General features: G+C 69.8%; 17 protein-coding genes. 4 read left to right on the forward strand and 13 right to left on the reverse strand.

Annotated features, from left to right (window positions below):
• Positions 1 to 48: 48 nt before the first annotated feature.
• Together ISN75_RS20015 and ISN75_RS20020 are read right to left on the reverse strand one after the other, a co-directional pair.
• Complete coding sequence (locus ISN75_RS20015; RefSeq protein ID WP_167253522.1) at positions 49 to 1,887, reverse strand: monovalent cation:proton antiporter-2 (CPA2) family protein; 1,839 nt, start codon at positions 1,885 to 1,887, stop codon at positions 49 to 51.
• 97 nt (positions 1,888 to 1,984) lie between these two features.
• Positions 1,985 to 2,881: a LysR substrate-binding domain-containing protein gene (locus tag ISN75_RS20020; RefSeq protein WP_343817835.1), complete on the reverse strand. Its 897-nt coding sequence runs from the start codon at positions 2,879 to 2,881 to the stop codon at positions 1,985 to 1,987.
• A 114-nt stretch (positions 2,882 to 2,995) separates the two neighbouring features.
• Between ISN75_RS20020 and ISN75_RS20025 the strand changes: the two genes are divergently transcribed.
• Both ISN75_RS20025 and ISN75_RS20030 read left to right on the forward strand, forming a co-directional pair.
• Positions 2,996 to 3,583, forward strand: a complete 588-nt coding sequence (locus ISN75_RS20025) for a DUF4865 family protein (RefSeq protein WP_343817837.1) — start codon at positions 2,996 to 2,998, stop codon at positions 3,581 to 3,583.
• 10 nt (positions 3,584 to 3,593) lie between these two features.
• On the forward strand, positions 3,594 to 3,974 hold the full coding sequence (locus tag ISN75_RS20030) for a tautomerase family protein (RefSeq protein ID WP_343817839.1): 381 nt from the start codon (positions 3,594 to 3,596) through the stop codon (positions 3,972 to 3,974).
• 166 nt (positions 3,975 to 4,140) lie between these two features.
• On the opposite strand, the gene hemB is transcribed toward ISN75_RS20030, so the two are convergent.
• Both hemB and ISN75_RS20040 read right to left on the reverse strand, forming a co-directional pair.
• The gene (gene hemB / locus ISN75_RS20035; protein ID WP_343817841.1) at positions 4,141 to 5,133 is read right to left on the reverse strand and encodes a porphobilinogen synthase; all 993 of its coding nucleotides are present in this window, start codon (positions 5,131 to 5,133) and stop codon (positions 4,141 to 4,143) included.
• A 117-nt stretch (positions 5,134 to 5,250) separates the two neighbouring features.
• Positions 5,251 to 6,345, reverse strand: a complete 1,095-nt coding sequence (locus tag ISN75_RS20040; protein ID WP_168648302.1) for an ABC transporter ATP-binding protein — start codon at positions 6,343 to 6,345, stop codon at positions 5,251 to 5,253.
• Positions 6,346 to 6,498: 153 nt separating this feature from the next.
• On the opposite strand from ISN75_RS20040, the gene ISN75_RS20045 reads away from it, so the two are divergent.
• Both ISN75_RS20045 and glk read left to right on the forward strand, forming a co-directional pair.
• Entirely contained in the window at positions 6,499 to 7,848 is a 1,350-nt protein-coding gene (locus ISN75_RS20045; protein WP_343817843.1) for a GH1 family beta-glucosidase, read from the forward strand.
• 45 nt (positions 7,849 to 7,893) lie between these two features.
• A complete protein-coding gene (gene glk, locus ISN75_RS20050) occupies positions 7,894 to 8,913 on the forward strand; it encodes a glucokinase (protein WP_167253508.1) in 1,020 nt (339 codons plus the stop codon).
• 161 nt (positions 8,914 to 9,074) lie between these two features.
• Here the strand turns inward: glk and hrpB are convergent, their stop codons facing one another.
• The 9 genes from hrpB to ISN75_RS20095 all read right to left on the reverse strand — a co-directional run bounded on the left by hrpB (position 9,075) and on the right by ISN75_RS20095 (position 19,190).
• Positions 9,075 to 11,585 (reverse strand): ATP-dependent helicase HrpB, encoded by a 2,511-nt coding sequence (hrpB, locus tag ISN75_RS20055; protein ID WP_343818255.1) that lies wholly within the window; start codon positions 11,583 to 11,585, stop codon positions 9,075 to 9,077.
• Between the two features lie 243 nt (positions 11,586 to 11,828).
• On the reverse strand, positions 11,829 to 14,219 hold the full coding sequence (gene gspD / locus ISN75_RS20060) for a type II secretion system secretin GspD (protein WP_167253507.1): 2,391 nt from the start codon (positions 14,217 to 14,219) through the stop codon (positions 11,829 to 11,831).
• A gap of 3 nt (positions 14,220 to 14,222) precedes the next feature.
• Positions 14,223 to 14,975 carry a general secretion pathway protein GspN gene (locus ISN75_RS20065; RefSeq protein WP_167253498.1) on the reverse strand — a complete coding sequence of 251 codons (753 nt, stop codon included), beginning with the start codon at positions 14,973 to 14,975 and terminating at the stop codon, positions 14,223 to 14,225.
• A complete protein-coding gene (gene gspM, locus ISN75_RS20070; protein ID WP_168648306.1) occupies positions 14,972 to 15,625 on the reverse strand; it encodes a type II secretion system protein GspM in 654 nt (217 codons plus the stop codon). Before gspM ends, ISN75_RS20065 begins: the two co-directional genes overlap by 4 nt.
• The gene (locus ISN75_RS20075) at positions 15,622 to 16,797 is read right to left on the reverse strand and encodes a PilN domain-containing protein (protein ID WP_167253494.1); all 1,176 of its coding nucleotides are present in this window, start codon (positions 16,795 to 16,797) and stop codon (positions 15,622 to 15,624) included. Before ISN75_RS20075 ends, gspM begins: the two co-directional genes overlap by 4 nt.
• Positions 16,794 to 17,666, reverse strand: coding sequence for a type II secretion system protein GspK (locus ISN75_RS20080; RefSeq protein ID WP_343817846.1), 873 nt, complete (start codon positions 17,664 to 17,666; stop codon positions 16,794 to 16,796). The genes ISN75_RS20075 and ISN75_RS20080 overlap by 4 nt, the downstream gene beginning before the upstream one ends.
• On the reverse strand, positions 17,663 to 18,328 hold the full coding sequence (locus ISN75_RS20085; RefSeq protein WP_343817847.1) for a prepilin-type N-terminal cleavage/methylation domain-containing protein: 666 nt from the start codon (positions 18,326 to 18,328) through the stop codon (positions 17,663 to 17,665). Before ISN75_RS20085 ends, ISN75_RS20080 begins: the two co-directional genes overlap by 4 nt.
• A complete protein-coding gene (locus ISN75_RS20090; RefSeq protein ID WP_167253491.1) occupies positions 18,328 to 18,747 on the reverse strand; it encodes a prepilin-type N-terminal cleavage/methylation domain-containing protein in 420 nt (139 codons plus the stop codon). The genes ISN75_RS20085 and ISN75_RS20090 overlap by 1 nt, the downstream gene beginning before the upstream one ends.
• A complete protein-coding gene (locus tag ISN75_RS20095) occupies positions 18,744 to 19,190 on the reverse strand; it encodes a GspH/FimT family pseudopilin (RefSeq protein ID WP_343818257.1) in 447 nt (148 codons plus the stop codon). Before ISN75_RS20095 ends, ISN75_RS20090 begins: the two co-directional genes overlap by 4 nt.
• Positions 19,191 to 19,261: the final 71 nt, after the last annotated feature.

Genomic DNA, 19,261 nt, shown 5'->3' on the forward strand with positions numbered 1-19,261 from the left:
GTTGGGGTTCGCCTGCGGCTCACCCCAACCTACGCCATCCGTGCCGGGTCAGTTGGAGTCCTGCGCCGGCACCGGCGCCACCGCCGCTTCCTCGCGCTCCCGCTTGGCGATCGGATCGTCGTCCGCATCGAACAGATGCATCAGATCGTTCAGCGCTTCCCTCGAGGTCTGCACCAGCCGCGTCTCGTCGTCGTACACCAGGTACTGCGCCTTCAGCAGCTTCATGTCGTGCTGGCGGAAGCGCTCCACGCGGTCGGCCGCCAGTTCGCTGGACAGCCCCAGCGCCTCCAGCGTCTTGCGCGTCATCTTCAGGCTGGAAGAAAACGTCTCGCGCACCGGTTCCTCGATGCCCAAGTCCATCAGGCGGAACACGTGCTGGCGATTGCGCGCGCGGGCGATGATCTTCAGGTGCGGATACTGCCGGCGCACCAGGCGCGCGATGCGCAGGTTCGCTTCCGGGTCGTCGGTGGCCAGCACGAACACTTCGGCCTGGTCTGCCTGCGCGGCGCGCAGCAGGTCGGGGCGCGCCGGGTCGCCGAAGAACAGCGAGGTGTTGTTGAAGCGGCGCAGCGTGTCCATCTGCTCGACCGAGGATTCCAGCGCCACGAACGGAATGCGCTGCGCGCGCAGCACGCGGCCGACGATCTGCCCGACGCGGCCGAAGCCGGCGATGATCACGCGCGGCGGCGCGGTCTCGATGGTGTCGTATTCGCGGTCGGGCTTCTTCGCCTTGATGTCCACCGCCTTGGCCACCACCGCCACCACCAGCGGGGTCATCGCCATCGACAGGGTGATCGCCAGCACGATCAGGCCCTGCTGCAGCTCGGTGATCAGGCGCTGCTCGCCGGCCTGCTTCAGCACCACGAAGGCGAACTCGCCGCCGCAGGCCAGCAGCACCACCATGCGCAAGGTGTCGGCCCGGTTCAGCGCGCCGACGATGCGGCCCAGCGGCCACAGCAGCATGCCCTTCACCGCCAGCACGCCCAGCGTGATCGCCAGCACCAGCAGCGGCTGGTGCAGCAGCAGGGAGATGTCCATCGACATGCCCACGCTGATGAAGAACAGGCCCAGCAGCAGGCCCTTGAACGGCTCGATATGCGATTCCAGCTCGTGGCGGTATTCCGAATCGGCCAGCAGCACGCCAGCGAGGAAGGCGCCGAGCGTGGACGACACGCCGACTTCCTCCATCAGCCAGGCCGTGCCCATCACCACCAGCAGCGCGGTGGCGGTGGAGACTTCCTGCGCATTGGCGCGCGCCACGAAACGGAATACCGGGCGCAGCAGATAGCGGCCGCCGACCACCACCACCACGATGGCGCCCACCGTGCGCAGGATCGCCTGCGGCTCCACGCCATGCGGCGAGGCGCTGCTGGCCAGCAGCGGCACGGCGGCGATCAACGGGATCGCGGCCAGGTCCTGGAACAGCAGCACGGCGAAGGTGATGCGGCCATAGGCCGAACCGGCCTCCTTGCGCTCGGCCAGGATCTGCAGGCCGAACGCGGTGGACGACAGCGCCAGGCTGCCGCCGACGATGGCCGCGGCATTGGCGGTAAAGCCGAACAGGAAATAGCAGGCCAGGCCGATCGCCACGCTGCAGGCAGCTACCTGCAGCAGGCCGGCGCCGAACACCGCGCGGCGCATCACCCACAGGCGCTGCGGCGAGAGCTCCAGGCCGATCACGAACAGCATCAGCACCACGCCGAATTCGGAGATGGTGGCCACGCCCTCGGTGTCGCCGACCAGGCCCAGCGCCTGCGGGCCGATGACCACGCCGGCAATCAGAAAACCGAGCACGGCGCCGAGGCGGAAGCGCTTGGTCAGCGGCACGGCGATCACCGTTGCCAATAGAAAGACCAGCGCGGTGTTGAGAAAGGAATGGCTGTCCACGAGCGCTGCCGGCAGAGGGGATGCGGACGATTATTTCATGCGACGCGGCAGGGGCGAATGACGAAAGCGGACCGATTGCACGCGGCGGCGATGCGCATCAGGCGAACGCGGAGAGTCCTTCCAGCCGCTGGCGCAGGATCGCCTCCAGCCGCGCGATCGCCGGCGCCGGCTCCGCCTCGGCGCGATGCAGGTGCAGGCCCAGCAGCGGCAGGCGCGGCAGGCCGGCTTCCTCCGGCGCCAGTGCGCGCACCGAGGGCGGCAGGCCCACGCCCGTGCGCAAGGCCACGCCCAGGCCGGCGGCGACGGCGGCCCAGATGCCGGCGAGGCTGGCGCTGGTGAAGGCGATGCGCCAGGGAATGCCGGCGCGGTCCAGCGCGGCGGCGGCGGCGGTGCGCATCAGGCAGGGCGCGTCGAGCGAGACCAGCGGCAGCGGTTCGCCGCTGTCCGCGCTCCAGCCGGGCAGGTCGGCGGCGGGGCCGATCCAGCGCATCGGGATCTCGCCCAGGCGTTCGGCATGCGGCGTCACGGTCGGCGTGCCGGCATCCCAGGCCAGCGCCAGGTCCAGCCGGCCGCCGGCGACGCGGTCCAGCAGCTCGGCATTGCGCGCGATGCGCGCCTCGATGCGCACCTTGGGATGGGCGCGGGCGAAACGGCCGAGCACGTCGGGCAGCAGGGCCTCGCCGAAATCCTCCTGCAGGCCCAGCCGGATCCAGCCCTCCAGCTCGCCGCCCTGCAGCGCGGCGGCGGCTTCGTCGTTCAATTCCAGCAGCCGGCGCGCATAGGCCAGCATGGTCTCGCCGGCCTCGGTCAGCGCCATGCCGCGCCCCTGCCGGCGCAGGATCGGCATGCCGGCCTGCTCTTCCAGTTTCTTCAGCTGCGCGCTCACCGCCGAAGTGGAGCGGCCCAGCCGGTCCGCCGCCTTGGCGAAACTGCCCAGGTCCACGCCCAGCGCGAAGCTGCGCAGCACATCGAGATCGAAGTTCACCCGCCGCATGGAGCCGCCTCCGCCATCATCCGGTTTTACCGGACGGTGAGTTTTGAATTTCCCGATTTTCCGGACGACTATGTGGCGTTACGGTAGGCGCCGTCAACCGCACGGAGTGCCGCCATGCTGGCCATGCAATACGCCTTCGTCCTGCCCGCCGACTACGACATGGGCATCGTCCGGCGCCGCATCGCCGAGAAGGGCTCGATGCTCGACGACTTCCCCCGCCTGCGCTTCAAGGCCTACCTCAGCGCCGACCGCCGCGGCGCACGCCTGCCGACACGGCAGAACCTGTACGCGCCGTTCTATCTATGGGACGACGCCGAGGGCATGAACGCGTTTCTCGGCAGCAGCGGCTTCGCCGGCGTGACGCAGGCCTTCGGCTGGCCGGAAGTGCGCACCTGGTCGGTGTGGCGGGGCGAGGTGTCGCCGGAAGCCCGGCAGGCGGTGTGCGCCTCGCGCGATCTGGAAAACATCGCGCCATTCACGGACCTGGACGAACTGCGCGAGCGCGAAGCCGACAAAGTCCGCGCCGATCTCGCCGACGGCGCGCTCGCCGCGGTCAGCGCCTTCGACCCGACGCATTGGACCCTGGTGCGCTTGCGCCTGTGGCACGAGCTGCGCCCGGAGCTGGCCCGCGATGGCCGCCAGCTTTACGACGTCGGGCATGTGTCCCTGCCCCGCCGCCATCTTTCCCCCGTCACCGCCTGAGGAATCCGCCATGCCCCTGGTCCGCATCGCCCTGCGCCGCGGCAAGTCCGCCGCCTACATCGCCGCCTTGCGCAACGGCATCTACCGCGCCATGCGCGAAGCCTTCGATGTGCCGGAGAACGACCGCTTCATCCTGGTCAGCCAGCATGAGGCGGAGGAGTTCGATTACGACCCCGGTTATCTGGACATCGCGCGCGACGACGATCTGGTGATGGTGCAGATCGCCTGCAACAACACGCGGACGACGGAGAAGAAGCAGGCGTTTTATAAGCGCATGGCGGAGCTGCTGGCGGAGCAGCCGGGGCTGCGGCCGGAGAATCTGCTGATCAATCTGCTGGAGACGGGGAAGGAGAACTGGTCGTTCGGCAATGGAATAGCGCAGTACGTCTAGTGCAACTCTTCTCCCCTCCGGGGAGAAGATGCCGGCAGGCAGATGAGGGGCGGGTGCTCGCCAAGACGGTTAGACAGGGCGTGGCTTGCTTACCGCCTCTGCTTCATCGCTCCGCCCGACCCCTCACCCCAACCCTCTCCCCGGAGGGGAGAGGGGGCAAGAGCAGTTATTCGCCTCGCAGCCAGCGCGCCGCGTCGATCGCGTAATAGGTCAGGATCGCATCGGCGCCGGCGCGCTTGAACGCCGTCAGCGATTCCAGCACCACCGCCTTCTCGTTGAGCCAGCCGTTCATCGAAGCGGCTTTCAACATCGCGTACTCGCCGCTCACCTGGTACACGAAGGTCGGCATCCCGAACGCATCCTTCACCCGCCGCAGCACGTCCAGATACGGCATGCCGGGCTTCACCATCACCGCGTCGGCGCCTTCGCCGATATCCAGCTCCACTTCGCGCAGCGCTTCGTCGCTGTTGCCGACGTCCATCTGGTAGGTGTGCTTGTCGCCCTTGCCCAGATTCGCGGCCGAACCGACCGCATCGCGGAACGGGCCGTAGAACGAAGAGGCGTACTTGGCCGAGTAGGCCAGGATGCGCGTGTGGATATGGCCGGCGTCTTCCAGCGCCTCGCGGATGGCGCCGATGCGGCCGTCCATCATGTCCGAGGGCGCCACGAAATCCATGCCGGCCGCGGCCTGCGCCAGCGACATCTTGATCAGCGCCTCGACGGTGGGCTCGTTCATCACGTAGCCGTTCCCGTCGATCAGGCCGTCCTGGCCGTGGGTGGTGTAGGGGTCCAGCGCCACGTCGCCGATCAGGCCCAGCTGCGGGTACGCCGCCTTCAGCGCGCGCGTGGCGCGCTGCATCAGGCCCTCGGGGTTCCAGGCTTCGCGGGCGTCTTCGGTCTTTACCTGCTGGCCCGGCGAGGGGAACAGCGCCAGCGCGGGGATCCCTAAGCGCACGCATTCGCCGGCAAGGTCCAGCAGGCCATCGATCGACAGCCGCTCCACGCCCGGCATCGACGGCACCAGCTCGCGCTGGCCTTCGCCTTCGATCAGGAACGCGACCATGATCAGGTCGCTGGGCAACAGGGTGTGCTCGCGCATCAGCGCGCGGGAGAAGGCGTCGCGGCGCATGCGGCGCATGCGGATGGCGGGGAAGCTCATGAGTGGGTCTCGTCGGGACGGGAACCCGTGCATGTTAGCGCCAGGCGGGAGCAACGCCTGGGAATCGGGCATTTTGCCGCGCTGTCCCCGTTGGGGTTCGCTGGCGCTCACCCCAACCTACGCGATGCGCGCGCCTTCGCCCTTGGCATCGAAGAAATGCAGCCGCTCCGGCGCGAAGCCGAAGTGCAGCTCGCTGCCGGGCGCCGGCAGTTCGCGCGGCGGCATGCGCGAGACCAGGGCCAGCTCGCCATGGCGCAGGTTGAGGAAGACCTCGTTGCCCACCGGCTCCACCACCTCCAGCTGCGCGCTGAGCGCGGCGCCGTGCGCGCCGGGCTGCAGCAGCAGATCCTCCGGGCGCAGGCCGACCACCACGTCGCGGTCGCGCCAGGCTTCCAGCGCCGCGCCCTGCGGCAGCTCGCCCAGCATCAGTTCGCCCTGCGGCATGGCCAGCTTCCAGCCGCCGTCGCGGTACAGCACGCCGCGCAGCAGGTTCATCGCCGGGCTGCCCAGGAAGCCGGCCACGAACAGGTTGGCGGGGCGCTCGTACAGGTTCATCGGCGTGTCGATCTGCTGGATCACGCCGCCGCTCAGCACCACGATGCGCTGGCCCAGGGTCATCGCCTCGATCTGGTCGTGGGTGACGTAGACCATGGTGGCCTTCAGGCGCTGGTGGATGCGCGCGATCTCCACGCGCATGGAAAGGCGCAACTTGGCGTCCAGGTTGGACAGCGGCTCGTCCAGCAGGAACACCTTCGGGTCGCGCACCAGCGCGCGCCCCAGCGCCACGCGCTGGCGCTGGCCGCCGGACAGCGCGGCGGGGCGCGCATCCAGGCGCTGTTCCAGCTCCAGCATCCTGGCCGCCTCGGCCACGCGGCGGTCGATCTCGGCCTTGGGCTGGCCGCGCAGCTTCAGGCCGAAGCCGAGGTTCTCGGCCACGGTCATGTGCGGGTACAGCGCGTAGTTCTGGAAGACCATGGCGATGTCGCGGTCCTTCGGCGCCACCTCGTTCACCACCCGCTCGCCGATGCTCAGGGTGCCGCCGCTGATCGATTCCAGCCCCGCGATCATGCGCAGCAAGGTGGTCTTGCCGCAGCCGGAGGGGCCGACCAGCACCAGCAGCTCGCCGTCGGCGATCTCGAAGCTGGCCTCCGCCACGCCGACGTGGCCGTTCGGATAGACCTTGCGCAGCTTGTCCAGGCGGACCTTGGCCATCGATGACGTCTCTCTTCTCTCAAGGCACGGCCGATCGAACCATGCGGGCGGGGCGCCGGCCAGCCGGACGGGCTGCACAAGCGGGAAACATTCGGATATTCTCCAATGTAAACGTTTACATCAAGCCGCGATGCGGCATCCGGGACATCCACCATGACCAGCTACCGCTTTCCCGAAGGCTTCCTGTGGGGCGCCGCCACCTCCGCCTATCAGATCGAGGGCTCCCCGCTGGCCGACGGCGCCGGCCCGAGCATCTGGGAACGCTTCGCGCACACCCCCGGGATGATGGTCGGCGGCGACACCGGCGACGTGGCCTGCGACCACTACCGCCGCTACAAGGACGACGTGCAGCTGATGAAGGCGCTGGGCCTGCAGGGCTACCGCTTCTCCATCGCCTGGGCGCGCGTGCTGCCGGAAGGCACCGGCCGGGTCAACGAGAAGGGCCTGGATTTCTACAAGCGCCTGGTCGACGAGCTGCTGGAGCACGGCATCGCGCCGAACGCCACCCTGTTCCACTGGGACATGCCGGCGGCGCTGGACGACCGCGGCGGCTGGCTCAACCGCGACAGCGCGCACTGGTTCGCCGAATACGCCGAGGTGATGTTCAAGGCGCTGGACGGCCGCGTGCAGCGCTGGGCCACGCTCAATGAGCCGTGGGTGGTCACCGACGGCGGCTATCTGCACGGCGCGCTGGCGCCGGGCCACCGCAGCAAGTACGAGGCGCCGATCGCCGCGCACAACCTGATGCGCGCCAGCGGCGCCGGTATCCAGGCGTATCGCGCGCACGGCAAGCATGAGATCGGCGTGGTGTTCAACATCGAGCCGAAGTACCCGCACTCGCAGAGCCCCGAAGACCTGGCCGCCACCCGCCGCGCGCATGCCTACATGAACGAGCAGTTCGCCGATCCGGCCCTGCTCGGCAGCTATCCGCCGGAGCTGAAGGAAATCTTCGGCGAGGCCTGGCCGGATTTCCCGCAGGACGACTTCAAGCTGACCCGGCAGAAGGTCGACTTCGTCGGCATCAACTACTACACCCGCGCCGTGGTGAAGAACGATCCGGCCCAGTACCCGCTCAAGGCCTCGCCGGTGCGCCAGCCCAACAAGACCTACACCGAGACCGGCTGGGAAGTGTTCGAGCAGGGCCTGACCGACACGCTCACCTGGTTCAAGCAGCGCTACGGCGACATCCCGCTGTACATCACCGAGAACGGCTCGGCCTTCTACGATCCGCCGGTGGCCGAGGGCGACGTGCTGGACGATCCGCTGCGCACCGGCTACCTGCGCAAGCACCTGCGCGCGCTGCGCAAGGCGATCGACGCAGGGGTCAACCTCAAGGGCTACTACGCGTGGTCGCTGCTGGACAATCTGGAATGGTCCCTGGGTTTCTCCAAGCGCTTTGGCCTGTACCATGTCGATTTCGCCACGCAGAAGCGCACGCCGAAGGCGACCGCGAAACTCTATGCCAGGGTCATCGAGAGCAACGGCGCGGTGCTGGACGATTGAGTCCGCACCCGGCACGCTTTGCGTGATCCGTTGCCAGGACCTTTCATGAGCTCGACTTCCAGCGCCAACACCCTGCTCGCCGACCTCGGCGGCACCAATGTCCGTTTCGCCCTGGCCGACCCGGCCCTGCCCCAACCCCTGCTGCTGGACAGCGTGCGGCGCTACCGGGTCAAGGATTTCCCGTCGATGGCGGACACCATCCGCCAGTATTTCGCCGACAGCGGCCGCTCGGCCGAGCGCGCGGTGATCGCAGCCGCCGGCCGCATCGTCGACGGCGAGACGGTGAAGGTCACCAACAATCCCTGGCAGGTGTCGGCGCACGAGCTGGCCGCGGAGCTGAAATTCGACTCGGTGCGCCTGATCAACGACTTCGCCGCCCAGGGCATGGCCGTGCCGCTGCTGGCCGCCGCCGAGCTCACCCCGGTGGGCGCGCCGCAGCCGCCGAAGATCGGCGCGCATCACGCGCAGACCTTCGTGGTGGTCGGCCCCGGCACCGGCCTGGGCGTCGCCGGCCTGCTGCTGCGCGACGGCCGCTGGACGGTGCTGGAAACCGAAGGCGGCCACGCCGGCTTCGCCGCGCATACGGCGGAAGACGTGGAGATCCTGCACCGCCTCAATGCGCGCTTCGGCCGCGTGTCGAACGAGCGGATGATCTGCGGCAACGGCCTGGTCAATCTGTATCTGGCCCTGGCCGACATCGAAGGCCTGAAGGCCGAGGAATACACCCCCGAAGACATCACCGCCCACGCCAACGCCGGCACCGACCCGCTGTGCGTGCGCGCGGTGGAAACGCTGGCCGGCATCTTCGGCAGCGTGGCCGGCGACCTGGTGCTGAGCCTGGGCGGCTGGGACGGCGTCTTCCTCACCGGCGGCGTGCTGCCGATCCTGATGCCGTGGCTGCAGCGCGGCGGCTTCCGCGAACGCTTCGAATCGAAGGGGCGCTTCAAGGAGACCATGGAGCAGGTGCCGACGATCGCGATGGTGCATCCGGAGACCGGGTTGCTGGGGGCGGCGGCGTTTGCGGTGTTGGAGAGCGGCAGGCCGCTGATACCGGCAGCCGGCTAAGTGAACCCTTCTCCCCTCCGGGGAGAAGGTGGCGGCAGCCGGATGAGGGGCGGGTGCTCGCGGTGGAAGATCGACGAAGCATCGCTCGTCTTCAGGCTGCCGCTTTCTACGCTCCGTAGGTCCCCCTCACCCCAGCCCTCTCCCCGCTGGGGAGAGGGAGTTCAGGTGCCGCGCGGCTTCGCTCTGTGCGTCGGCGTCGCGCTCCACGGATCGTCCGGCCACGGATGCCGCGGATAGCGCCCCTTCAGTTCCTTCTTCACTTCCGGATACGTGCGCTCCCAGAAGCCTTTCAGGTCCTGCGTGACCTGGATCGGCCGCCCCGCGGGCGACAGCAGATGCAGCGTCACCGGCACGCGGCCATTGCCCACGCGCGGCGTATCGGCCAGGCCGAACAGTTCCTGCAGCTTCACCGCCAGCACCGGCGGTTCGCCGGCGGCGTATTCGATGCGGCGGCTCATGCCGCTGGGCACGGTGAGGTTTTCCGGCGCGTGCGCCTCGAGCGCGCGGCGTTGTTCGTAATCGAACAGCGACGACAGCGCCTGTGACAGTTCCTCCGCGCTCAGCGCATCGAAGCGGCGCTTGCCGTCGAGGTAAGGCGCCAGCCAGGTTTCCAGCGAAGCGAGCAGCGCGTCGTCGCTGACGTCCGGCAGGCCGAGTTCCGGCATCCATTCGCGCACGGCCTGCATGCGCAGGCGCAGGCGGCGGGCGTGCTCGCTCCACGGCAGCGCATCCAGTCCCTTCGCGCGGATCGCCGCCAGCAGCGCGGGCAAGGCATCTCCGGGCTGCACCGGCACGCTGCGCCGCGACAGCACGATGCCGGCATAGCGGTGTTCCTCGAACGCCTCCACCGCATTGCGCTCGTCGTTCCAGCGCAGCGCGCGCTCGCGGCGGAACTGCGCGGGATAGTCGCGTTCCAGCACGCGCGGATCCAGCGGCGCGGCGGCCAGGATCAGGCTGTCGCGCGCCTCGTAGCGCAGGTCCAGCGCCACCAGCCAGGGTTCGCCGAGCAGGGCCGTGCCTTCGTGCAGGCGCGCGCCGCGGCCGTTGGCGAGCGTGTAGCGCAGGGGATTGTTGTCGTCGCGCCGCGCCACGCGATCGGGAAACGCATGCAGCAGCAGATCGCCGACCGCGTGGCTGTCCGGCACGCCGCTGGCGGCGGTGCGCAAATCCAAGCGACGACGCCAGCCCTTGCTGGCCTGTTCGATCGCGGCCAGCGCGCCGGTATCGGCGCCGCCGCGCGCGCCGGCGGTGCGGCGGTCGCGCCAGGCGTGCAGCGCATCGACGCGCGCGCGGAAATCGTCGCTGCGCGCCTGTTCGCCGCGCAGCGGGGAGCGCGCTTCCATCAGTGCGAGCAGGTCGGCGACCAGGGCGTGCAGCTCGGGCGGCGCGCGCATCGCCGCGGCGGCGAGGCGTGGCGCGGCGCCGAGTTCCAGCATGCGGCGGCCGAGCGAGGTGATGCGCGTGCTCGCATCGAGCGCGCCGAGCGCGATCAGCAGTTCGCGCGCCTGCGCCAGCGCACCGGACGGCGGCGCATCGAGCCACGGCAGACTGCCGCTCTCGGCCGTCACACCCCACGCCGCCAATTCCAATGCCAGACCGGACAGTTCCGCCTGCGCGATCTCCGCCGTCCGCGACGGATCCAGCCGCTTGCTCTGCGGCCACAGCCGATACGCCGTGCCTTCGGCCACGCGGCCCGCGCGTCCGGCGCGCTGATCCGCCGACGCCTGCGAAATCGTCACCGTTTCCAGCCGCGTAAAGCCGGAATTCGGATCGAAGCGCGGCTCGCGCGCCAGGCCGCTGTCGACCACCGCGCGGATGCCCGGCAAGGTCACGCTCGATTCCGCCACGTTCGTTGCCAGCACGATGCGCCGCGTGCCCGGCTCGGCCGGGCTCAGCGCGGCCTGCTGTTCCGCCATCGACAGCTCGCCGTGCAGCGCGACTACGTCGACGTCGCCGCACTCCAGCGTCTGCGCCAGCACCGCCTCGGCACGCGCGATCTCGCGGCGGCCCGGGAGGAAGGCCAGCACGTCGCCGTCGTTTTCTTTCAGGGCCAGCCGCGCCACGCGGGCCAGCTGATGCTCGGTGCTTTCCTGGGTGCGTGCCGGCGGATAGTCGATGCGCACGGGAAAGCTGCGGCCCGGGCTGCTGATGCGCGGCGCGTCCAGCCACTGCGCGATGCGCTCGCCGTCGAGCGTGGCGGACATCACCACCAGGCGCAGCTCCGGGCGCAGCGTGGCCTGCACGTCCAGCGCCAGTGCCGCGCCCAGATCGCCCGCCAGATGCCGCTCGTGGAATTCGTCGAACAGGATCGCGCCGATGCCGCTCAGTTCCGGGTCGTCCTGGATCAGCCGCGTGAGGATGCGTTCGGTCACCACTTCGATGCGCGTCTTCGCGCTGACCTTGGACTCGAAGCGGATGCGGTAGCCGACCGTCTGCCCCGGCTCCTCGCCGAGCTGGCGCGCCATGAACTGCGCGGCGGCGCGCGCGGCGATGCGGCGCGGTTCCAGCATCAGCAGCTTGCCGCCGGCCAGCCAGGCTTCGCCAAGCAAGGCCAGCGGCACCTGGGTGGTCTTGCCGGCGCCGGGCGGCGCTTCCAGCACAAGGCGCGGATGCGCCGCGAGGGAGGCGCGGATCTCGGGGAGCAGCGGGGTGATGGGGAAGGCGAGAGTCATCGCCGGAATGATAACGGCCTTCAACGGAGAGACCCTTCGCCCCTCCGGGGAGCACGCGGGGAGAGCACATGGATGTGCTCTGCTTTGAGGAGCGAGGAAGGTGCCGGCAGGCGGATGAGGGGCCGGGGCTCGCTACGGAAGATCGACGAAGCGTCGCTCGCTTTTGTGCTCGCGCTTCACCGCTCCGTAGGCCCCCCTCACCCCAACCCTCTCCCCGCAGGGGAGAGGGGGTAAGTGCGCGCGTTACTTGGTGGGATACGGCTGCGACGCCGGCGCCGCCCCCGCCGCCTGCTGGCGCAGCGGTGCCAGCGATTCGAACTTCTGCTGGTACTCGTCGGTGATCTGCTTGGCTTCCTCGCTGCTGCCGATCACCTTCGGAGTGATCAGCACGATCAGCTCGGTGCGCGTGCGGTTGCGGTTGGTCGAACCGAACAGGCGGCCCAGCACCGGGATGCGGTTGAGGCCGGGGATGCCGACGTCGGTGGTGCCGTCCTGCTGCGAGATCAAGCCGCCCAGCAGCACCGTCTGCCCGCTCTGCACCGCCACCTGGGTGCCCATCGAGCGCTGCGAGATGGTCGGGTTGGACTGGCCGGCCGGATAGCTCGGCGAGCTCACCTGCTGCTGCACGTTGAGATAGACCAGGCCGCCTGGATTCACGCGCGGCTGCACGTTGAGGATCACGCCGGTATTGAGGTAGTTCACCTGGTTGTAGGTGGCCGTGCCCACGCCGGGGTTCACGCTGGTCTGGTTGATCGGCACCTGGTCGCCGACCTGGATCTGCGCGATCTGGTTGTTCAGCACCACCAGCGAGGGCGCCGACAGCGTCTTGGTATTGCCGTTCTGCTCCAGCGCGCGCACCGCCACCTGCAGGTTGTGGTTGATGAAGGAGTAGAAGAACGCGTCGCCGGCCGAGGTGCTGGTGCCGGGGTTGTAGGTGACGCCGCCCTGGCCCAGGCCCCACTGCTGCTGGTTGCCCGGCTGGCCCGGCGTGTAGGTGCCGTTGCCGTTGTTGGTGCCGCCGATCAGGCCTTCCAGGTACCACTGCACGCCGAACTGGAACTGGCCGGTGAGCTTTACTTCCAGGATGCGCGTCTCGATCTGCACCTGCAGCGGCGTGTTGTCCAGGCGCTTGATCGCCGATTCGATCTCCGACCACTGCGAAGGACGCGCGCGCACCAGCAGCTGGTTGTTCGCGTCCACCGAGCTGATGCGCACGCTGCCGTCCTCGGAGCTGTACTGCTGCGGCGCCTGGTTGGCGCCGCCGCTGCTTTGCTGCGAGCCGAAGGTGCTGCCGATCGAGGCGCCGGGGCCGCCGAAGCCGCCGGTCTTGCTGGCGTCGCCGCCGTTGAAGCCGGCGCCGGAATTGATGCCGCTGTTGAGGCCGCTGTTCATGCCGCCATTGAGGCCGCCGCTGCTGCCGCCCAGCCCGCCGGTAGTGCTGCTGCCGAAGCTGCCGGCGGTGCTGCCCATGCCGCTGGCGGAGCCGTAGCTGTTGTCGCTGCCGCCCAGCGTGCCCGCGTTGAGGCCGGGGCCGACGCGGCCGCCGGAACTGCCGCCGCCGTTGCCGCTGGCGTAGATCTGCGCCAGGTACTGGGCCAGGTCCGAGGCCTTGATGTTGCGCACGTCATACACGAACAGCTGCGGCTCGTTGCCGCCGCCGCGGTCGATCTTCTCGATCCACTGCCCCACTTCCTGCAGGTAGTTCGGCTGCGTGCTGATCACCACCAGCGCATTGGTGCGCTCGATCGGGATGAAGCGCAGCATGCCGGCCAGCGGCGTGTCGCCCTTGGCGCCGAACATGCCGTCCAGCTTGGGCATCAGCTCGGCCACGCTGGCGCGCTGCAGGTTGAACACGCCGACCGACATGCCGCGCAGCCAGTCCACGTCGAAGGTGTTGATGGTGCGCTGGTAGTTGGCCAGGTCCTGCGGCGAGCCGGCCAGCACGATCAGGTTGCGCGAGGGGTCGGCCAGCAGGATCGCGTCCGGCCGCGCGAACGGCTTGATCAGCTTCTGCATCTCGGCGGCCGAGATGTAGCGCAGCGGGAACAGCCGGGCCTGCATGCCGGCGGCGGGCGCCGCGGCGCCCAGGCTGGGCACCAGATTGCCGGCCACGGCTTCCTTGGCCGGCACCACCACGTAGCCGCCGTTGCGCTTGATCAGCGCATTGCCGGTCCACGACAGCAGCGTTTCCAGGATCGGCATGGCCTGGCTGGAATCCACCGGCTCCGCCGTGGCAAACGAGATGTTGCCCTGCACGCCCGGCGCGATGGTGTAGTTCTGCTTGAGCAGGTCGCCCAGGATCGCCTTCACCACCGCCTGCACCGGCTGGTTCTCGAAGTTGAAGGTGACCGCGCCGTCGCCGCTGGCCGGCGTGCGCGGCGTGGCCAGCGCGGTGGGCTTGATGAAGTTGCCGCTGCCTTCGCTGATCTGCGGCGCGATGGCCTTGTTGTCGGCGGGGCCGACGCCGGTGTTCAGCGGCTGCGGCGCGGGCGCGGGCTTTTCGGTGCCGGCCATGGCCTCGCGCTGCAGCGCGCCGTCGTCCTTGGGCGGCGGCATGGAGGCGCAGCCGGCCAGCCAGACCGCCAGTGCGAGGCTGCCGATGCGGCATGCCGGCTTGGTGAAGTAAGGGGACATGGATCAGTGTGCTCCTTCAGGATTGCCGGCTTGCTGCTGTTGCTGCTGTTCGGCGCGACGCTTCTGGATGGCGGCCTTGAGCTGGCGGATGCGTTCGGCCTGCAGCGAGCTGTCGGCCTGCTGCGGGCGGGGTTCGTTGTTGTCGGGCGGCGGCTGCGGCGCGATGCCCGGTCCCACCCGCTGCACGGCGCCGGGCGGCACCGCGATCGGGCCGGTCATGTTGCCGGGCTGCTGCGGTGGCGGCGGCGGCTGGCCGTCGGCCTTGGGCGCGTCGATCGGCGCGCCGGCGGGCAGTTCCAGTTCGGTGCGGCCGCTGCCGGATTCGAACACCGCCGAGCGCGGCTTCACTTCCACCAGCTTCCAGCTGCCGTCCGGCAGCGAGGCGCCTTCGGCCACGCGCACGTCGGCGTCCTGGCCGCGCGTGTGCAGCAGGGCCATGTGCAGCCTGGAGGTGAGGATGATGCCGGTCAGCTGCATCTCGCCCAGGCTCGCGCCGCCCTTGGCGGCGCGCGTGATCGGCTTGCGGTCGGGATTGAACACCGGCTGCTGCCACACGATGCCGAACTGCTCCAGCGGCAGCGGCCGCGGCAGGTCGGCGGCGCTGTCGTGCATGTCCGGCAGGGGTTCGGTCGGGCGCGGCGGATTCCAGTGCACGCCGCGGCCGACGCCGGCCAGCAGCACGCACAGCAGCAGGGCGAGCACGCCGGCGATGCCGCCGAGCACGGGGGTGAGGCGGCGCTGCGCGGCGGCGTTCATGCGTCGTCCTCCCCGCCCGGCTGCTGCGGCGCGGCCTGCGTGGCGGGCGCGCCGCCGCTGGCCTGGCGCACGTAGCCGCACAGCGTGAACTGCACTTCCAGCGGCGGCGCGCTGTTGTTCTGCTGCGCGGCGACCGGGTTGCGGTAGACGCTCATCTCGTTGACGAACAGATACGGCGTGCCCTGTTCCAGGTCGTGCAGCACGGCGGCCAGCGGCTGCATGTCGCAGCGCAGGCTGATGCTCACCGCCACCTTGCGGTAAGGCTCGTCGTGGGTGGCCGGATTGGGCACCGGCATCTTCTGCGTCACTTCGCAGCTGCCGCCCTCGGCATGCGCGGCGACCACGTCGACCACGCGCTGCATCATGCCGGCGGCGGCCGCATTGGGATCGTCCTCGGGCAGGAAGGCATTGCTGGTGGCCTGGCCCTGGCCCAGCGCGGCGATGCGCTTGTCCAGCAGCGGTTTCTCCGCGATGGCGGCGGCGAAGCGCGATTGCGTGTCGCGCAGGTCGGCCATCTGCGCGTTGACGTCCAGCATCGGCGCCACGAACCACCAGTGCAGCAGCGCGAAATAAGCGATCACCAGCGCCACCAGCAGGAGCAGGAGCGCCGCGATGCGGCTGTCGCGGGGTTTCATCGCGGCCAGCTTCACGGCTGTTCTCCGCTGCTGGCGGCCGCGCCCGGCGCGCCCGGGCGCGCCGGCTTGGCCGGGATCTTCTTGCGCAGTTGCGCAACCATGTAGAAGCGTTCCTTGCCGGTCTGCGGGTCGGCCTGGATGGTGCCCTGGAAATTCGGATTGGCGATGACAGTGGAATCCTTCAGCGCATCGATCAGGCGTGCCGCCTGCGGACTCTGGCCCTGGAAACCGACCTGCCCGGTGTTGTCGATGCTCAGGCGTTCCAGCCACGCGGTCATCGGCAGGCGCTGGCTGAGATCCTGCAGCACGGCCAGCGCGGAAGAAGTGTTCTTCTTGCGCTCGGCCAGGAAGCCGGCGGCGCCGGCGATGTCCTGCAGCTGCTGGCGCAGCGCGCCGACTTTCTGCGCCTCGCCGCGCATGGTCTCGACCTGGGCCTGCATCTGCTCCAGCGCATCGCGCCGGTTGTGCAGCCACTCGCCCAGCACCAGGCCGGCCAGCACCACGATCGCCGCGGCCAGGGCCAGATTCAGCCGCTGGCGCGGCCGCGTGCGGCGCGGCGCCTGTTCCGGCGGCAGCAGGTTGACGCCGCAGCGGCCGGCGTCGACCGCCATGTCCACCGCGTCCACCGCGATGCCGAGCTGGCCGAGCCGGCCCAGCAGCGGGTCGAGCGTGGTGCGCGGCACGGCCACCAGTTCGGCGGCGATGCGGCCGGCCGGCGCCGGCGCGTTCAATTCGCGGATGTCGTAGCGCACCTGCTCGGGGCGGAACGGCGTCTGCCGGTCCATCTCGAACGCGCCGACCTGGCGCAGCGTGTCGCGCGCGGCGTCGGGCAGCAGCAGCGGACGGCGCAGCACCTGCGCGGCGGGCAGGCACAGGGCCAGGCGCAAGTCCTCGCGATCGACGCCGCGCAGGCCGTCGGCCAGCGCGGCCTGCTGGCCGGAGGCTTCGAGTTCGTCGCTCCATTGCGCCAGCGGCTCGGACGAACCGTCGCGGCGCAGGCGCCAGTCGCCATCGGCGCGCTCCAGCAGATGCCAGGCCGCGCCGCCGCCGAAGCGCGCGCGCAGGCCCGCCGGCAGCAGCGCGGCAAGCTCGCCGCCCCACCAGGCGAAGAACCGCGGCAACGGCGAAGCCCGCCATGCGCGGCGCACCTGTTCGAGCTGCGGTCGCAGCGAGCTGGTCATGCTCATTCCCCGTCTCCCTCCTGCCAGCGAAGCACCGCGTACGGTTGCGTTCCGGCCCTGGCTCCCTGCAACCGCACCGTGGCACGCAGGATCGCCCGCGTGCCGTCCGGTAGCGTTGCCTCCGAACGAATACTATGCGTTACGCCCTGACTGCCGCCTAGGCCTTGCGTAGTACCGGCCTGCTGTCTTGCGGCGTAGGCCGCGTTCGCCTGGTCCTGCGTCATGCCGGGAATGGCCTGCATGGCCAGCGCCGGCGCGTAGTTCGGATCGGGCGCATTGCGGCCCGACCAGATCGTGATCTGCGATGCGATCTTGCGATACACCGCCGGGTCCATGCCCAGCACCATCTGCGCTTCCTCCAGGCTGGCGAACGGGCCGTGGCGCGGGCCGTAGTCGCGGCCGGCCGCGAGGTAGGCCGCGTTGTTGTTCATGTCCGTGGGGTTGCCGAAGCTGCGCCATTCGACCACGCGCGAGGCCAGGTCGCTGGCCGCGCCGTCGTTCATGCCGGCGGCGCGGAACAAGGCCTTGAGCACCTCGGGCGAGGCCGCGTTGAAATCGACCTTGCCGGTTTCGTCGACGATGCGGATGCCGACCTTGGCATCCTCGTACTGGAGCGGATACACGCGCCCGTCGGGAATCCAGCGCCGGTCCGGCGACGGCGTGAGCAGCGCGTAGATGGCGCGGTTGATGCCCGCTTCCGCCGCGTAATGCGCGCGCAGCTGGGCGAACTGGTAGCGCGCCTGCAGGCCTTCGTTGCGCGCCAGCAGCGCATAGCCGCCGAGCACGATCGCCAGCAGGGTGCAGGCCCACAGCACCACCAGCAGCGCGACGCCGCGCTGGCGTGCCGGGCTCGCGCTGGCCTGGCGCCTGCTCATCGCGTCACCGGCTGGCGGCGCAGGCCACGCAGCAGGTCCATCTGCTGGCCGGCGGTGGGATCGATGCGCAGCGGCGCATCCAGCCGCGGCCAGTCGTGCAGGCCGTCGAGCTTCAGCTCCACGCGCACCACGCGCGGCAGCAGGCGCGGGTCCGGCCAGGTCGCCTGCCAGGTGCCGGGCTGGTCGGGCAGGTCCGGCGTGCGATAGCTGAAATGTCCTTCGCGCACGTCGTCCATCAGCACTTCGGGCTCGCCCAGCGGCCTGGGGTTGCTGCCGTCGGGCGGCAACAGCGCGAAGCGCACTTCCAGCCGCGAGCCGCCTTTGTCGTTGGACACGAGTTTCCACTCCTGCAGCTGCGGCCCCAGCTTGCCCAGATAACCCGGCAGCGGCGCGACGAAGCGCATGCTCTGCGCATCGCCGGTGAAATAGATACTGTCTCCGTTCTGATCGCGACCCTGCGGCACCGCCGCGATCTGGGTCAGTTCCTGGCGCATGAACTGCTGGGCCGAGCGCAACTGGTCCAGCCGCTCCACCGCGATCGAACCGGAACGCACGCTGCGCGTGGCGGTGCGCACGCCCGAATACACGCCCAGCAGCAGCAGCGCCATCAGCGCCAGTGCGCCCAGCACTTCGAGCAGGCTGAAGCCGCGCTGCGTGGACATCACTGCGGTCCGTTCGGCGGCATGGTCAGGCGCAGCGTGCTGAAGTGCGCGGTGCGCTCGCTGCGGCCCTGGCCCCACAGCACGTCCAGATCCAGCTTGGTCAATACCAGCGAGGACAGCTGCTGCTGCGGGTCGACGTCCACCGGCGTCCACGGCGTCACCGTCAGGCGCCAGCGGTATTGCTGGTCGAAGCGGCCTTCGCTGCGGCCGGGCTTGAGCGGCCCTTCGGCGTCGACGGTGTCGAGCAGGCTGTGCGCCCACAGCGCGGCGCGGGTGTAGTCGGCGGCGTTGTTGGTCAGGCCGATCGAGCCGCCGGTGACGCGCATCAGCGCGGTGAAGGCGATCGCCAGCAGCAGGATCGCGGCGATCACTTCCAGGAGGCTGAAGCCCCCGCTGCGCGTCGCTACCGGCGGTTTCACGTCGTCACCACACTCACCGCGCCGGTCAGCCACGACACATTGACCTGCCACTTGCGCTGCTCGCGCTGCAGGGTGATGTGGCCGCCGGTGGAGCTGCCGTCCGGAAAGAAGCGGATGCGGCCGGTGCTGCTGTTGGGCTGGTCTTCCTTGGCGCTGGTGATCGAGAGCTTCATGCCCGAGGGCAGGCGCACGTCGCGATGGTCGGCGCCTTTATAGGTGTTCTTGCGGATGTCGACGTCGAACACCTGCTCCTTGCCGGTGACGATCGCCTGCGCGCGCGTGGCGCGCAGCGCCGCGGCCATCTCGACGCTGGCCGCATTGACGCGCGCGCTGGCCAGGCCCTGCGAGACCGACACGGAAACCGCCGCCGCCGCGATCCCGATCAGCAGGATCACGGCGAGCATTTCCAGCAGGGTGAAGCCGTGTGCGCGCGAAGCGCGCAGGGAACGGGCAACGGGGAACGGGGAACGGGAAAAAGCGGCGGTGCGTACCGCCGCTCCTTGTTCCCCGTTCC

The sequence above is a fragment of the Dyella marensis genome, from assembly GCF_049532885.1.
GTDB lineage: Bacteria > Pseudomonadota > Gammaproteobacteria > Xanthomonadales > Rhodanobacteraceae > Dyella_D > Dyella_D marensis.

Bases quoted from the DNA above. Each gene is read 5' to 3' on its own strand.
- ISN75_RS20020 (WP_343817835.1), bottom strand. From the start codon at position 2,881: ATGCGGCGGGTGAACTTCGATCTCGATGTGCTGCGCAGCTTCGCGCTG.
- ISN75_RS20025 (WP_343817837.1), top strand. From the start codon at position 2,996: ATGCTGGCCATGCAATACGCCTTCGTCCTGCCCGCCGACTACGACATG.
- ISN75_RS20030 (WP_343817839.1), top strand. From the start codon at position 3,594: ATGCCCCTGGTCCGCATCGCCCTGCGCCGCGGCAAGTCCGCCGCCTAC.
- hemB (WP_343817841.1), bottom strand. From the start codon at position 5,133: ATGAGCTTCCCCGCCATCCGCATGCGCCGCATGCGCCGCGACGCCTTC.
- ISN75_RS20040 (WP_168648302.1), bottom strand. From the start codon at position 6,345: ATGGCCAAGGTCCGCCTGGACAAGCTGCGCAAGGTCTATCCGAACGGC.
- ISN75_RS20045 (WP_343817843.1), top strand. From the start codon at position 6,499: ATGACCAGCTACCGCTTTCCCGAAGGCTTCCTGTGGGGCGCCGCCACC.
- glk (WP_167253508.1), top strand. From the start codon at position 7,894: ATGAGCTCGACTTCCAGCGCCAACACCCTGCTCGCCGACCTCGGCGGC.
- hrpB (WP_343818255.1), bottom strand. From the start codon at position 11,585: ATGACTCTCGCCTTCCCCATCACCCCGCTGCTCCCCGAGATCCGCGCC.
- gspD (WP_167253507.1), bottom strand. From the start codon at position 14,219: ATGTCCCCTTACTTCACCAAGCCGGCATGCCGCATCGGCAGCCTCGCA.
- ISN75_RS20065 (WP_167253498.1), bottom strand. From the start codon at position 14,975: ATGAACGCCGCCGCGCAGCGCCGCCTCACCCCCGTGCTCGGCGGCATC.
- ISN75_RS20075 (WP_167253494.1), bottom strand. From the start codon at position 16,797: ATGAGCATGACCAGCTCGCTGCGACCGCAGCTCGAACAGGTGCGCCGC.
- ISN75_RS20080 (WP_343817846.1), bottom strand. From the start codon at position 17,666: ATGAGCAGGCGCCAGGCCAGCGCGAGCCCGGCACGCCAGCGCGGCGTC.
- ISN75_RS20085 (WP_343817847.1), bottom strand. From the start codon at position 18,328: ATGTCCACGCAGCGCGGCTTCAGCCTGCTCGAAGTGCTGGGCGCACTG.